Genomic DNA, 12,808 nt, shown 5'->3' on the forward strand with positions numbered 1-12,808 from the left:
CTTTGTCGACGCTATGTGGCGGCAGTGCGTTCACGCGTTGCAGAGAATGTGACGTTCGGCCACTTCTCCAGCGTGTAGCCGATTTCCCAATTGCTTTTCGCCATGAAAACCGGCGCGCCGTCGCGGTCGGTCGCCATGTTACCGCGATGCGCTTCGACAAAGCGCTTCAGTTCGGCGGCGTCATTTGCCTGGACCCAGCGCGCGGTCTCGAAGGGTGCCGGTTCGAACTGCACCTTGATGTCGTATTCGGCGGCGATGCGCGAAGCGAGGACCTCAAGCTGCAACTGGCCGACCACGCCGACAATCCAGTTGGCGCCGATCTCGGGCTTGAAGACCTGCGTCACGCCTTCCTCCGCGAGGCTTTCCAGCGCGCGGCGCATGTGCTTGGCCTTCATCGGATCGTCGAGGCGGACGCGGCGCAGGATTTCCGGTGCGAAGTTCGGAATGCCGGTGAAGATAAGATCCTCGCCCTCACTCAGCGTGTCGCCGACCCGGATCGTACCGTGATTGGGAATGCCGATAATGTCGCCTGCAAAGGCATCGTCGAGCAACTCGCGGTCCTGCGCAAAAAAGAGGATCGCATTGTTGACGCCGATGGTCTTGCCGCTGCCGGAAATCTTCAACCGCATGCCGCGCTTGAACCTGCCCGAACAGATGCGCATGAAAGCGATGCGGTCGCGGTGATTGGCGTCCATGTTCGCCTGTACCTTGAAGACAAAACCGGTCACCTTCGATTCGCCCGGCTCGACAATGCGCGTCGCGGCCGGCTGGACGCGCGGCGGCGGCGCATAGGCGACGACGGCATCAAGCAACTCGCGTACGCCGAGCTTCCTGAGTGCGCTGCCGAAATAGACCGGCGTCATGTGCCCCGCACGATATTGCTCGATATCGAAGGTTGGGGACCCCTCCCGTGCGAGCTCCATCTCCTCGCGGAAATGCGTCAGTTCATCCGTTCCCAGATAGTCGGCGATGCGGTCGCCGGTCAGGCTTTCGGGTTCGCTGTCGGCGGCACCCTTTTCCGCACCCGGCTTTTCGTAAGGAACAAAGCGGTCGTTTTCGGGATCGAAGATGCCGCGAAGCAGCCCGCCCATGCCCGCCGGCCAGACCATCGGCGCCGTATCGAGCGCGAGCTTCGAGGCGATCTCGTCCATCAGCTCGAAGGGGTTCTGGCCCTCGCGATCGATCTTGTTGATGAAAGTGATGATCGGCACGTCGCGCATGCGGCAGACTTCGAAGAGTTTCAGCGTCTGCGCCTCGATGCCCTTGGCCGCGTCGATCACCATGATGGCGCTGTCGGCGGCCGTCAGCGTGCGGTAGGTGTCTTCGCTGAAATCCTCGTGTCCGGGCGTGTCGAGCAGATTGCAGACGATACCCTTGTATTCGAAGGTCATCACGGCCGAGGTCACCGAGATGCCGCGGTCCTGCTCGATCTTCATCCAATCGGAGCGCGCACGCCGGTTGTCGCCGCGGGCCTTCACCTGGCCCGCCATGCGGATCGCGCCGCCCTTCAGCAGCAGGTTCTCTGTCAGTGTTGTCTTGCCGGCGTCCGGATGGGAGATGATCGCGAAGGTCCGTCGCTTGCGGATCTCGCCGGCCAACTCCTTGTCCTGACGGCTTGCGGCCTCGGAAATGCTCAACGTTCCGTCTCCGGGATGAATTTGCGCGGAAGCTAGCCCAAAGCGGCCCGCCCCGCCCCCCCGCGACAAACTGGCCCCTCGGCGGCGATTGCACGCTGTGCCAGCATCCGCCGCATCATGTCATTGAACTTCAGGAGACGCCCATGACCAGTGCCCGCGACATTGTCGAGCCACATATCGAGGCCATGCTCAAGGAGGCGGAGACCGCGCGGCTTTCGAGCGACGCCGTTGCCCGCATCCTGTTTGAGCAGGTGTTGCGCATCTGGCGCGACATCCGCAATCCGGAAGACATTCGCGCCGAGCTGATCGAAGCGGCGGACCATCTCGACCCGGACGAGGATTTCATGTTCATGCGGCCTTGACGAGGTTGCAGGCTAGGAACCCGACAGCGCCTCAATGATCCGGCAATCGCCGATGCGGCCGCCCTGGCAGCATTCGCTGATGCGCCGAAGTTCCTTTTCCAGTCTTTTCAGGTCGGCAATCTTGCGCCCGATTTCCGCGAGATGATCGAGCGCAAGCCTGTCCACCGCCGCGCAATCCCGGTCGGTCTTCTTTGAGAGGTCGAGAAGCTCGCGCACCTGCGCCAGCGTGAAACCGAGATCCCTGCAGCGTCGGATGAAATGAAGCCGCTCGCGGTGCCGCGCGTCATAGGCGCGATAGTTGCCGCGCGTCCTGGGCGGCTCCGGCAGGAGACCTATTTTCTCATAGTAGCGAATGGTGACGACCTTGGTGCCGGTCGCCTTGGCCAGTTCGCCGATGCTTGTTCCGTCATCCATGTCTTGACCCTATAGTTACTATAGATCCTATCCTAACCTCCTGAATTCTTTTTGGCGAGGTCAGGATGAGTGGACAATGCTGCGACCACGGGACACCGGAAGCGCGATTGCGCGATGCCGGTTACCGACGCGTCCTCTGGGCGGCGCTTGCGATTAACGGCGTCATGTTCGCGGTTGAGATCGTCGCCGGTTTCGCCGCCGGTTCGGTCGCTCTTCAGGCCGACGCGCTCGATTTTCTCGGCGATACGGCCACCTATGCGATCAGCCTCTTCGTCATCGGCATGTCGTTGCGCGCGCGGGCGCGGGCCGCGCTCGCCAAGGGCACCGCGATGGGACTGCTCGGCATCTGGGTCATGAGCTCGACGCTCTGGCATGTCGCCTATGGAGGTGCGCCGCAGGCCATGACGATGGGCATCGTCGGCCTCACCGCCCTTGCCGCCAATGCGGCCGTCTTCGCCCTTCTTTGGCGTCACCGCTCGGGCGACAGCAACATGCGCTCGGTCTGGCTTTGCTCACGAAACGACGTGATCGGCAATGCCGCCGTGGTCCTCGCCGCGCTTGGTGTCTTCGGCACCGGCACCGCATGGCCGGACATTGCCGTCGCCGCCATCATGGCGGTGCTCGCGCTGCAAGGCGCGTGGACGGTCTTCGTTCATGCGCGGGACGAGCTTCGCGGCGGAGCGGAGGAAACCGCGATGCGGCAAACGGAGGCCTGAACGGCGGCCCGGCCTAGCGCACCGGCTCGACCAGGAAATGTCGGCCCTCGCGGTCCTCGATCTCCACCACCCAGAGGTCGGGGTCGCGCTGGCGTTGTTTCTCGATATAGGCGTCGGCGTCGGTTTCCGGCGCCGGTTCGGCGCCCGGCCGCGCCATCCAGAACAGCGCGCCCTCGCCGTCACGGGCCGGTGCATAGACGGTCGCGCGGCCATCCAGCCGGTTGACCTTGACCAGGACGATTCCGGAGGTCGCATCGCCGCGCCGGACCACCATCGCGCCCGCGCCGTTCGTTTCGCAGCGGCGGATCAGCGCCTTCACCCAGATTTCGGCCTTCAGCCGCGGCGCCGTTTCCATTTTATTTTCCCGTTCTTTCGTCCTGCATCGGTCGCCGGGCCGCGGCAGTTCATCCTTAACGCGTTTCCCGTTTGCGGTCGCCCCGATGGAGGCATAGACTCTCTAGCACTCTATCAAGGGAGGCCGCACTGCAAAGAAATCGATCGGCAGGGTCGATTGTTGCCGTGATCGGCGTTCCGGCTTGTGCGGGCGTCAGGGGGAGTAATGTCATGTCGAGGGGTCGCAACGTGTCTTTGCATTTCCTGAAACTGGCGCAGCGGGCCGCGCTACCCGTTGCCGCCGCCTTTCTGCTGAGTGGCTGTCTTACATCCGGAGAGGACAGCAAGCCTGTCGCCGCCGCGCCCGAACCCGCGCCCGCGCCGGTTGCGATGGCCGCCGAGGATGCCGTTCTGGCCGCCCTGGAATCGGGCATCCCTCTTCCGCTGCCCTCGCCGCTTCATCGCGGTCCGGTACAGGTTGCGTCGATCGATCCGTCGGCCGGTCTCTCCTCGCTGACGACGGCGCCGCGCCTCGGTGACTTCGCCGGCGTTTACGTCAATTACGGATCGGCGCTGGCGGCGGCGTCCGAAGCGCGCCTCAACACGCCGTCCGATGTGCGCCGCGCGCTGGAACGGCTGCGCTTTGCCGAACCGGACGGGCTTGCCGAAGGCTGGTATGCCGCGCGCGCGATGATCGCGGCGCAGGACCCGGAATTCGCGCAAGGTGTGCGCAACGAGGCACGGGCCGTCGGCAAGACGGTGCTGCTTGAACAACTCACGGCCGACGAAGACTACGTGCTGCAGATTCGCGGCTCCAGCTCGGCCAGCACCGCCGTCGCCGGCGCCATTCGCGAGGAAACGACCCGCATGGCGCAGCTTTCGGCCCGCTTCATCGATACCGCCTACCAGTTCCAGAAACAGAAATGGGGCATGATTGCGCCGCAGCCCGCGCGGCCCGAGACGCCCGTCAAGGCCGCCGCGGCAAGCCCGCTGGAACGGGCCCGCGCGGTGCTGGCGGCCCTCTCGCCGGTCGGTACGGCGCATGCCTATACGCCGAGCGTGATGAACCGCATCCTCACGCTTGCCGCGCATCAGGTGCTCGACGGCTCGACGCAGGCCGTCCAGACGTCCGCGCCGCGCAACCCGACCGGGCGCTGCCTCAACTGGGCCCGCCTCAACCTCGATCAGTGCCTTGCCGCCGCCCGCTTTCCCTCCGAGGAAGCGTGGTGCGCCGGCAAGCATGCGGTCGAGGAAGTGAGCGGCTGCTGGGCAGAAGCCCTGCCGGCCACGCCCGCCGCCAACTAGGCCCGGCCTTGCCGCCGGGCCAGCGGCCGCTTCGTACAAATTTGAATTGAATCTCGATCTTTTTTGACGTGCATTTTCGAAAAATGCGCGTCAAATTTTTGACTTGTTTTATTTTGTTTTTTCGACAATTAGATTATATTTTCAAGTATAGTTGAATACTGAAATAAACCAGCATTTGCTTTCACAAGCATAAGACTCAATATTTATTGCATTTTATCTTTCGATTTAACCGCGCGACAGCAGATCGCGCCCTAGCCTTCGCTCATGTCATGCGCCGGTTCCTAGGAACGACCGGCCTTTGAAAGGGTGAAAACGATGTCATTTATTCTCAGAGCCGCCTTCTGGCTGACGGTGCTTGCCTTCCTGCTGCCCGCTGCCGGAGACCCCGCCGCCGGAGATGAAACCGCCAGCGTCGGGGGCTATACCGCCGCCTCGTTCGGGGCGCCGTCCGACCCCGCCGCCGCCGAAATGGGCGCCGGGGAGGCCTTGACGATGGCCGCACGCTCGGCCCAGGACGTTATGGGATTTTGTGGCCGCAATCCGGACATCTGCGCGCGGAGTCACGAGATTGTCGGCCATGTCATCCGCCAGACGACGCATTACGGCGGCATGGCGCTGGTCTGGCTGACCGACAAGGCCCGGGAACAGCAGCAGGACAGCGCCCCCTCCCCGGTCGCCCCGGTCAGCCGGCAAGCCCTTGTTCCGCCGCATCTGGCAGGCGCCTGATCTCACCCACCGGTCGCCCGCCCCTCTGCCGGATGCGGGGCCCTAGATCCGCATCCGGTCCGGCTTGACGCCCCGCCACTTGCCTCCCGAGTGGCGGGGCGCTTGTTCTTCGGGGCCCGGCCCGCTATGTCCTGACCAACACGGACGGAGCGCCATGAGCATTCAGGATCTCATCGACGATTTCGCCTTCCTCGACGACTGGGAGGAGCGCTATCGCTATGTCATCGAACTCGGCCGCGAGCTCGAGCCGCTCAGCGAGGCCGAGCATGCGCCCGAAAACAAGGTGCAGGGCTGCGTCAGCCAGGTCTGGCTCATCTCCGAGCCGGTCAAGGGCGCAGACGGCGCGCCACGCCTCCATTTCCGCGGCGACAGCGATGCCCATATCGTCCGTGGCCTGATCGCCATCCTGATGCGCCTCTATTCGGACCGGACGCCGGCCGAGATTCTCGAGATCGACGCCCGCGCCATTTTCGGCCAGCTCGGCCTCGACGCGCATCTGACGCCGCAACGCTCCAACGGTCTTTATTCGATGGTCGCGCGCATCGAGGCGGATGCAAAAGCGCATCTGGCGCCCGCCGCCTCCTGACGCCCGCCGGTCTCATGTCGCGGCGCTTGCCGGCGCCGCTTTCGACGCCGGCCCAAGCCCGTAATGCGCGGCCAGCCGGTCAAGCGCGATGGCGAGCACCACCTTGCCCGTGCGCTGCGGCCAGCCGAAGCGCCGCTCGGCCGCTTCCATGCCTTCCAGATGACAGCAGACCGCGATCAGCAGGTCCGACAGGCCGGGCCCTGCCGCCATCAGCGCACGGGCGACGCGGCGGCGCGCGGCGAGCGCATGATCGGCGATTTCGGCCGGATCGCGCGGGCGCCGCCGTTTCGGCCGGCCGCCGCCGACAGCCGTCCAGTCGACCGTGACGCGCGGCGTCAACTGCCCGATCGTGAAGTCGCGCCGCAGCCGCTCGCCCGCCTCGAATTGCGTTTCGTCGATGAGCGGCTTGCCGTCCGGCCCCTTGCGGCGGCGCAGCCAGCCGAGCGGCGTTTCGGCTTCGTTGACGCAGATCTCGGTTTCCTCGCCGTCGAACGGGACGCGCTTGCGGACCGTCAGGCGATGTGCGGCCGCGAAGCGGTCGGGATCGGCGGCATCCCGCACCGGACCTCCTCCCCGCGTCATGGCCGCGCCGCCGGGCCGATGCGGCTCTCCAGCAACAGTCCGAGCGCATCGAGCAGCCGGTCGAAATCCGGATCGTCGCGGCGGTCCTCGATGCGCTCGCAGGCCCAGGCGGCCGTCTTGCGGTCGCGGCCGAAGTGGCGCCCGACTTCCGTCAGGCTGATGCCGAAAATCACATGCGTCAGATACATCGCCACCTGGCGCGCCAGCGCGACCGGGGCGCGGCGGCGGGTCGGCGCGCGGATTTCGCCGAGCGGCACGTTCCAGACATTCGCCACCGCCGCCTCGGTCCAGACCGCCTCGGCACGGCGCCGGCCCGCGGCGCCGGTTTGAGAATTGGGAATAAAATCCTTTTCCATTGATCCTCCCTCGGCCGATCATAGCCGTTTCGAAGAAATAGAGGAATAAATTCCTCTTCAATGGCGAAATTTACCGGCCCCCGGCGGGCCGGGGATAAGTTCGGGCAAGTCCTTGCGTGTCAGGGGGTTGCGGGCGCGCTGGCGCGCTGGCAGACATTTCGCCGCCGCATTGGCGGCGGCGGGCCGCTTACTTCGAGGCGTCGCGGCAGGTTATTTTCACGGTCGTCGCGGCGTCGCTGGCGCCGGCGCAATCCATGCCGGGAAAGCACATCGCCGCCGCCGCGCCGGTGAAGTTGAAGGCGATATAGCCGCCGCCCGCCGCCGCATCGACGACGCCGGCAAGCTCGTATTCGCGCGTCTCGCCGCGCGACAGCGTGATCACTTCGCCGATGGCGAGATCGGACATCGCGATATAGTGCTCGCCGTCGAAAACGACGCTGGCGCTGCCGCCGACATCCGACAATGCGCAATGCGCGCGCAAATCCGACGGCGGCCCGCTGCCTTCGATCGGAAACTTCGCCTGCTCGCCGGGCTTGATCGTGACGCTGCCGCCCTCAAGCGTTGCGGCGCCGGCCGTCTCGGCGAACAGGATGGCGGCGAAAAGAAAGACGGCCATCGCGCCTAGGCCCGCGGCATGTTTCGGCATTGTCATGGGGCAGCCTCCTTCGCAGCGTCGCCACGCAGTTTGCGCCTTTCGGGGCGCCCGTTTCAAGCGATGCGCAAATTGGCGCGTTCGGCCAGCGCATGGGCCTTTTCCGATTGCAGAAAGGCGTCGTGGCCGAGCACCATGACGATGCGGCCTTCCGCGTCCGCCAGCGGCAGGCGCAACCAGAACTGGAAGATGTTGGGCTGCTTCCAGGCATCGAGCGCGATGACGCCCTGGGCCGGACGGCCGGCGGCGATCACCTCGCGATAGGCGGCGTCCCAGTAACCGGCCTGGTCGCCGAGATCGAACTCGTCGAGAAAATGCCCCGTCGTCTCGACGCCGAAATAGTCGCGCAGCCGCGTACCGGCCAGGCGCACGCGCAGCCGCACCGTGTCTTCGCTTTCCATGACGATGTCGAGCAGGCTGAGCGAGGGCAGCAGCGAGCGCAGCTCGGCCGGCTGAATGTCGGCGCGCGTCGGATAGGCGCCGTCGGCGGATTTCGAGCGCCAGTAGTCGAAGAGCTCGCGCTGCTCGGGCACGATCAACTGGGCGCGGATGGCTTGGTCGGCGCGGGTCAGAAGCGCCTCCTCCAAAAGCCGGGGTTCGGCCCGGCGGCGAATCATATGGAAAAATCTTGGGCGGCGGCGGGCTGCAATGCAAGCGGCGCGGCGGGACCTACCGCGCGCGGCCGCGGCCGCCCTGGCCGAGCCCCATTTTCTTGGCCAGCTTGGAACGTGCCTGGGCGTAGTTCGGCGCGACCATCGGATAGTCGCGCGGCAGGCCCCATTTTTCGCGATATTGCTCGGGGCTGAGGTCGTAATGCGCGCGCAGATGCCGTTTCAGCGATTTGAATTTCTGGCCGTCTTCGAGGCAGATCAGGTAGTCGGGCGTCACGGATTTGCGGATCGGCACCGCCGGCTCCGGCGGTGGGCCGACAGCCGGGGCCCCGCCGACCGAGATTTGCGCCAGCGTGCCGAAGACCCTGTGGATAAGACCGGACAGTTCCTCTGGCGCCACCTTGTTGTAACCGGCATAGGCCGAAACGATCTCCGCCGTCATTTCGATCAGTTCAGTCTTCTCCGCCACTCTTGCCTCGTATCTTGTCCGGCCGCCCTGCGTCGCTGACTGAGTACCGCTCTTCGACGCGATAATTAACCCGAATATTACAAAAGACTCTATAGCTCTTTTGTCGATTAGCAATCAAGGGCTCGATTGCGGACCCCGGGTACAAATCACGGGACCTCTATTAACCGTGATTTAGCTCACATTTACACCGGGGCCAGCCCGCTTTTTGTTTGTTCCATTGCGTCCCAGCGCCGCACCAGCCAGGCGCCGGCATGATCGAGCGCCCAGCCACCCTCCGGCAGCATCTGATAGAAGGCCTGCCAGACATGGATCATGCCGTCCCAGATTTCGAGATCGGTGTCGATGTCGGCCTCGCGGGCGCGCTTTTCGAGATCGCGCGCATCGTCGAGCAACACCTCGTCGCTGCCGACCTGGATCAGCAGTGGCGGCAGGCCGGCCAGGTCGCCGAAATTGGGCGAGGCCAGCGGATCGCGCGGATCGGCACCGCCGAGATACATCGCCGCCAGTTCCTTGATGCCCGCTTGCGTAATCATCGGATCGGCTTCGGCGCGCGAGGCATAGGTGCCGGTCTCGCAGGTGAGGTCGGTCCAGGGACTGAGAAGCGCGGCGGCCGCCGGCATCGGCAAGCCGTCGCGCCGGGCGGCAATGAGCACCGCCACGGCAAGACCGCCGCCGGCCGAGTCGCCCGCAAGCGCAATGGTGCCGGGCGCGTGGCCCGCATCGAGCAGCCAGCGATAGGCTTTCAACCCGTCATCGACGGCGGCCGGAAACGGATGCTCGGGCGCGAGGCGGTAGTCGACGCTCAACACGCGCGCCCGCGCCGCCAGCGCCAGACGCGCGGTCAGGTGGCGATGCGACACCGGCGAACCGAGCACATAACCGCCGCCGTGAAAATAAAGCACCACCGGGGCGTCGTCCGAATCGTTCGCGCGCGCCCATTCGGCATTGAGGCCATCGAGATCGGTTTGCATCACGGTGACGCCGTCGGGCACCGGAAACATCCCAGCATTGCCATCCATAACCCGGCGCCGTTCGGCCAACGGCAATTCGGCGCGTTTGCTGCGTTCGCGCACCAGCTCCTTCAGCCGCGCGATGCTCAGACCCCCGCTGTCATTGGACATTCCTGCCTCCCTATGGTTCGATCAAACGAGATTCGCGCTTCGCGACGCGCCTCCTCCGGGCGATGCTAGCAGGTGGCGAATGAGGCAGGCTTCGAAAATCGCAGGCTTTGAGAATCGTTGAGGCCACACGGTTTCGGTTTGGATTCATGAAAGACCAGTCCATCGATCGGTTACAGGACGAGCGGCGCAATCTGCGTTATGCGCGTACGGCGTGGCGCGCCTTTCTGCGTCTCGGCGCGGAAGATCGCGCGCGCGTTCGCGCCTTCGCCGAGACCCCGCGCGGCGCACCCGAAACGCGCGAGATTGCGCCCGGTCTCCTCTCCTGCCGCGCCGGCGGCAATCTGCGCATCGTCTTTTCGCAAACGGCGGGCGTCACCACCGTTCTGGCGCTGACCGGCGGAGCGGCGTCATGAGCCGCGACACAGCCGGCATGCCGCAGAAAATCGCCGGGCCGGACGGCGAGCCGCTTTTCGTCGTCGTGCCGGTTGCCGATTATGAGCGGCTGAAGCGCGCCGCGTAAGACGCCGCGGATATTCGCGCGGGCCGGGCCGCGCTTGGCTATGAGGGACTGGAGCCCGTCCCCGCCGCGGTCGCGCACCGCATTGCCGATGGCGAAAATCCGGTGCGCGTCTGGCGCGAACATCGCGGCCTCAAGGCGATCGAACTTGCGCGCGCCACAGGCATGAGCGCGCCTTATCTCTCCGAAATCGAAACCGGCAAGAAGGACGGCACCTTCCGCACCATGGCGGCGATCGCCGATGTGCTGGGCGTGTCGCTGGACGATCTCGCGCCGCCGGCCGACGAGGAAAGCCGCCGGGCGCGCGAGCGCCGGGCGCTGATCGACGGCGTCACCGCGCAGATCCGGAAACTGTCGGTGCTGGTGACCGGCCCCGGCGATTTCAACACCGCCGCGGTGCGCCGCGCGGTGACGCGGCTTGCGGCCGATGCGGTGGCGCTGAAGGCTGAGGGCGGCAAACTCGACAGCTGGCTCGACGAGGTGCTGGACGGGATCAGGGCCGTGCTCGATCTGGTCGACCGCGCCGAGGGCGACATCATCGGCACCGCGCGGACGGCCCGGCTGGAGCTTGAGGAGATCGTGTCGGGCCCGCAATTCGCAAGGGCGGCCGCGGTCGAGACGGAAGACGAGGCGGCGGCCTATGCGCCGCCAAGCGCGGCCGACTAATCCTCTTCGTCGATACCGCCGCCGGGCGCCTGCGTTTCGTTCGCCAGCCCCACATCCCAGCAATGCAGCGCAAGATCGGCACGATCGGTCGAGATCGTGTCGAAAAGTTCGCCCATGCGTTCGAGATCGGCCTTGCCGGGCAACGCGCCCTGGCGCTGATCGACGGCCGCCACGATCAGGTCGCCGAACTCCTTGCGGTTGAACCCGACCGCCTTGGCGAAAACCGAAAGCGGCTCGCCGCTCGCATCGTTCAGGATGCGGAACATCGTTCCCGACCGCAGATGCGCCAGCTCGGCCAGCCCCTCGGCCAGCGCGCTCATGCCGCTCACTGAAGCATTGGCGAGCAGACGATGCAAATGCACCTTGTCGGCCGGCGCGGGACGGCGCACCACCGACAGCGCGATCGCAAGTGCCGGGTCGAAGGAAAAATCGCCGGTCAGGATTTCGTCCAGCGCATTGTGAATGTGGCGGCGTTCGGTCGTGAAGCGGCTCAGTATTTCGAGCCGCAGCGGCGACGGCGCCCACCAGAAAATCTGATGTGCGAGGCGCAGCGTCAGTTCCGGACGGGCGAGCAGCGGCGCCACCAGTTCGGGCTCGGCGGCGCTTCGCCGCGCCAGCGTTTCGATCGCGCGCAGCGACAATTCGGCGGTGCCGTTTTCGAGCAGGCGGCAGATCAGGCCCGTGTCGCCGCCATCGATCAGCGCATCGGCGATTTCGCTGGTGAGATCCTTGCGCGCCGCCAGCGCCAGCAAATGCGCGGGGCTTCCCTCGCGCACCACCTGAATGAGGTCGCCCGCCTTCAGCGTATGTCCCTCGCTCAGGAGCGGCATCGCGATGTCGATGTCGTCGAGCGCCAGCACCATCGCCAGTTCGCGCGGCGCGTCGGCCTGCGGCGCGAGGCGTTCGGCGATGCGCTTGCGCATGGCCGGATCGAAGCGCGCGGCGAGCGAGGCCAGCATCGAATCGAGAATGCTGCGCTCCTGCGGCGAGATCAGCGAGGCCGGCAGCAAGGCGAGATCGGCCAGACGCCGCAGCATCGCGTCCTGATCGGCGCCGGCGCGCAGCGGCGCGTCCTCGTCGGTGGCGATGCCGTGAAAGGCCATGATCCTGCGGTTCCCGTTGGCGCGGGGGGGGGCGGTGCCCGCCCTTTTGCGCAATGTCGGGGCCTATCAGACCATCGCGGCGTTAAGGCTCCGTAAAGCATCTAGTGTCCTGAATCCGAAATTCGCTTCATTCCGCTGCAAGCTCCGGACGAATTTCGGATTCAATCAGGACACTAGCAAGCTAATGATTCTAGTGTGGTTTTGGATTTGAAGTTCGTTGACGAGGTTGCCGCAAAGAATGTAACGAACTTCAAATCCACCACACTAGGCCGGATTTGCCGCGGGGCGCGGCCGCGCCTATCCTCGGGGCCTTGGCTCACCGGCAAGGCGCTCCGACATGAAACACAAGGGACCCGCGGGCTTCGTCCTCGCAGCGGCACTGGCGCTTTCCGCCTGCGGCCTCGGCGTCAGCCAATACGCCGACGACCCCAACTACAAGACCGGTCATTCGGACGGCTGCTGGACCGCCACCTCCCGCGTGCCGGGCGACCCCTCCACGGTCGCCCGCAACGAAGAAGCCTACCGGATCGACGAGGCCTACAGGGCCGGCTGGAACGCCGGCTACAATGCCTGCCGCATCCGCGACGACAGCGGCGGCGCGGGCATGGGCGGCATGCCCGACAGCTCCGGCCGCGGCACCGGCGTGCACTGA

At 65.6% G+C, this 12,808-nt stretch carries 17 protein-coding genes and 1 pseudogene; 8 read left to right on the forward strand and 10 right to left on the reverse strand.

Annotated features, from left to right (window positions below):
* Positions 1–11: 11 nt before the first annotated feature.
* Positions 12–1,637: a peptide chain release factor 3 gene (locus tag WEB61_RS05435; protein ID WP_368063314.1), complete on the reverse strand. Its 1,626-nt coding sequence runs from the start codon at positions 1,635–1,637 to the stop codon at positions 12–14.
* Positions 1,638–1,780: 143 nt separating this feature from the next.
* Here WEB61_RS05435 and WEB61_RS05440 point away from each other — a divergent pair, with 143 nt between their 5' ends.
* Complete coding sequence (locus WEB61_RS05440; RefSeq protein ID WP_368063315.1) at positions 1,781–1,999, forward strand: hypothetical protein; 219 nt, start codon at positions 1,781–1,783, stop codon at positions 1,997–1,999.
* Between the two features lie 12 nt (positions 2,000–2,011).
* Here WEB61_RS05440 and WEB61_RS05445 read toward each other — a convergent pair whose 3' ends face one another.
* On the reverse strand, positions 2,012–2,413 hold the full coding sequence (locus tag WEB61_RS05445) for a helix-turn-helix domain-containing protein (protein WP_368063316.1): 402 nt from the start codon (positions 2,411–2,413) through the stop codon (positions 2,012–2,014).
* A 65-nt stretch (positions 2,414–2,478) separates the two neighbouring features.
* On the opposite strand from WEB61_RS05445, the gene WEB61_RS05450 reads away from it, so the two are divergent.
* Complete coding sequence (locus WEB61_RS05450) at positions 2,479–3,129, forward strand: cation transporter (protein WP_368063317.1); 651 nt, start codon at positions 2,479–2,481, stop codon at positions 3,127–3,129.
* A gap of 13 nt (positions 3,130–3,142) precedes the next feature.
* Here WEB61_RS05450 and WEB61_RS05455 read toward each other — a convergent pair whose 3' ends face one another.
* Complete coding sequence (locus WEB61_RS05455; protein ID WP_368063318.1) at positions 3,143–3,484, reverse strand: DUF1491 family protein; 342 nt, start codon at positions 3,482–3,484, stop codon at positions 3,143–3,145.
* Between the two features lie 209 nt (positions 3,485–3,693).
* On the opposite strand from WEB61_RS05455, the gene WEB61_RS05460 reads away from it, so the two are divergent.
* The 3 genes from WEB61_RS05460 (at position 3,694) to WEB61_RS05470 (ending at position 6,079) form a co-directional block, all read left to right on the forward strand.
* Entirely contained in the window at positions 3,694–4,767 is a 1,074-nt protein-coding gene (locus WEB61_RS05460) for a hypothetical protein (RefSeq protein ID WP_368063319.1), read from the forward strand.
* Between the two features lie 315 nt (positions 4,768–5,082).
* Positions 5,083–5,493 carry a DUF5330 domain-containing protein gene (locus WEB61_RS05465; RefSeq protein ID WP_368063320.1) on the forward strand — a complete coding sequence of 137 codons (411 nt, stop codon included), beginning with the start codon at positions 5,083–5,085 and terminating at the stop codon, positions 5,491–5,493.
* A gap of 154 nt (positions 5,494–5,647) precedes the next feature.
* Positions 5,648–6,079, forward strand: coding sequence for a SufE family protein (locus WEB61_RS05470; protein WP_368063321.1), 432 nt, complete (start codon positions 5,648–5,650; stop codon positions 6,077–6,079).
* Positions 6,080–6,091: 12 nt separating this feature from the next.
* Here the strand turns inward: WEB61_RS05470 and WEB61_RS05475 are convergent, their stop codons facing one another.
* The 6 genes from WEB61_RS05475 to WEB61_RS05500 all read right to left on the reverse strand — a co-directional run bounded on the left by WEB61_RS05475 (position 6,092) and on the right by WEB61_RS05500 (position 9,870).
* A complete protein-coding gene (locus tag WEB61_RS05475; protein WP_368063322.1) occupies positions 6,092–6,661 on the reverse strand; it encodes a DUF6456 domain-containing protein in 570 nt (189 codons plus the stop codon).
* Positions 6,658–7,017 carry a helix-turn-helix domain-containing protein gene (locus WEB61_RS05480; RefSeq protein ID WP_368063323.1) on the reverse strand — a complete coding sequence of 120 codons (360 nt, stop codon included), beginning with the start codon at positions 7,015–7,017 and terminating at the stop codon, positions 6,658–6,660. Before WEB61_RS05480 ends, WEB61_RS05475 begins: the two co-directional genes overlap by 4 nt.
* A 187-nt stretch (positions 7,018–7,204) precedes the next feature.
* Positions 7,205–7,669, reverse strand: coding sequence for a hypothetical protein (locus tag WEB61_RS05485; RefSeq protein WP_368063324.1), 465 nt, complete (start codon positions 7,667–7,669; stop codon positions 7,205–7,207).
* A 56-nt stretch (positions 7,670–7,725) separates the two neighbouring features.
* Positions 7,726–8,286, reverse strand: coding sequence for a PAS domain-containing protein (locus tag WEB61_RS05490; RefSeq protein ID WP_368063325.1), 561 nt, complete (start codon positions 8,284–8,286; stop codon positions 7,726–7,728).
* Between the two features lie 52 nt (positions 8,287–8,338).
* Complete coding sequence (locus WEB61_RS05495) at positions 8,339–8,722, reverse strand: MucR family transcriptional regulator (protein WP_368063330.1); 384 nt, start codon at positions 8,720–8,722, stop codon at positions 8,339–8,341.
* A gap of 209 nt (positions 8,723–8,931) precedes the next feature.
* Positions 8,932–9,870: an alpha/beta hydrolase gene (locus WEB61_RS05500; protein ID WP_368063326.1), complete on the reverse strand. Its 939-nt coding sequence runs from the start codon at positions 9,868–9,870 to the stop codon at positions 8,932–8,934.
* A gap of 146 nt (positions 9,871–10,016) precedes the next feature.
* Between WEB61_RS05500 and WEB61_RS05505 the strand changes: the two genes are divergently transcribed.
* Positions 10,017–10,283 (forward strand): hypothetical protein, encoded by a 267-nt coding sequence (locus tag WEB61_RS05505; protein ID WP_368063327.1) that lies wholly within the window; start codon positions 10,017–10,019, stop codon positions 10,281–10,283.
* A 17-nt stretch (positions 10,284–10,300) separates the two neighbouring features.
* Positions 10,301–10,660, forward strand: a pseudogene (locus WEB61_RS05510) (helix-turn-helix domain-containing protein); the annotation flags it as partial.
* A 389-nt stretch (positions 10,661–11,049) separates the two neighbouring features.
* Here WEB61_RS05510 and WEB61_RS05515 read toward each other — a convergent pair.
* Positions 11,050–12,156 carry a DUF2336 domain-containing protein gene (locus WEB61_RS05515; RefSeq protein ID WP_368063328.1) on the reverse strand — a complete coding sequence of 369 codons (1,107 nt, stop codon included), beginning with the start codon at positions 12,154–12,156 and terminating at the stop codon, positions 11,050–11,052.
* A gap of 337 nt (positions 12,157–12,493) precedes the next feature.
* Between WEB61_RS05515 and WEB61_RS05520 the strand changes: the two genes are divergently transcribed.
* Positions 12,494–12,808: a hypothetical protein gene (locus WEB61_RS05520; protein ID WP_368063329.1), complete on the forward strand. Its 315-nt coding sequence runs from the start codon at positions 12,494–12,496 to the stop codon at positions 12,806–12,808.

Source organism: Parvibaculum sp. (assembly GCF_040882025.1).
Taxonomy (GTDB): domain Bacteria; phylum Pseudomonadota; class Alphaproteobacteria; order Parvibaculales; family Parvibaculaceae; genus Parvibaculum.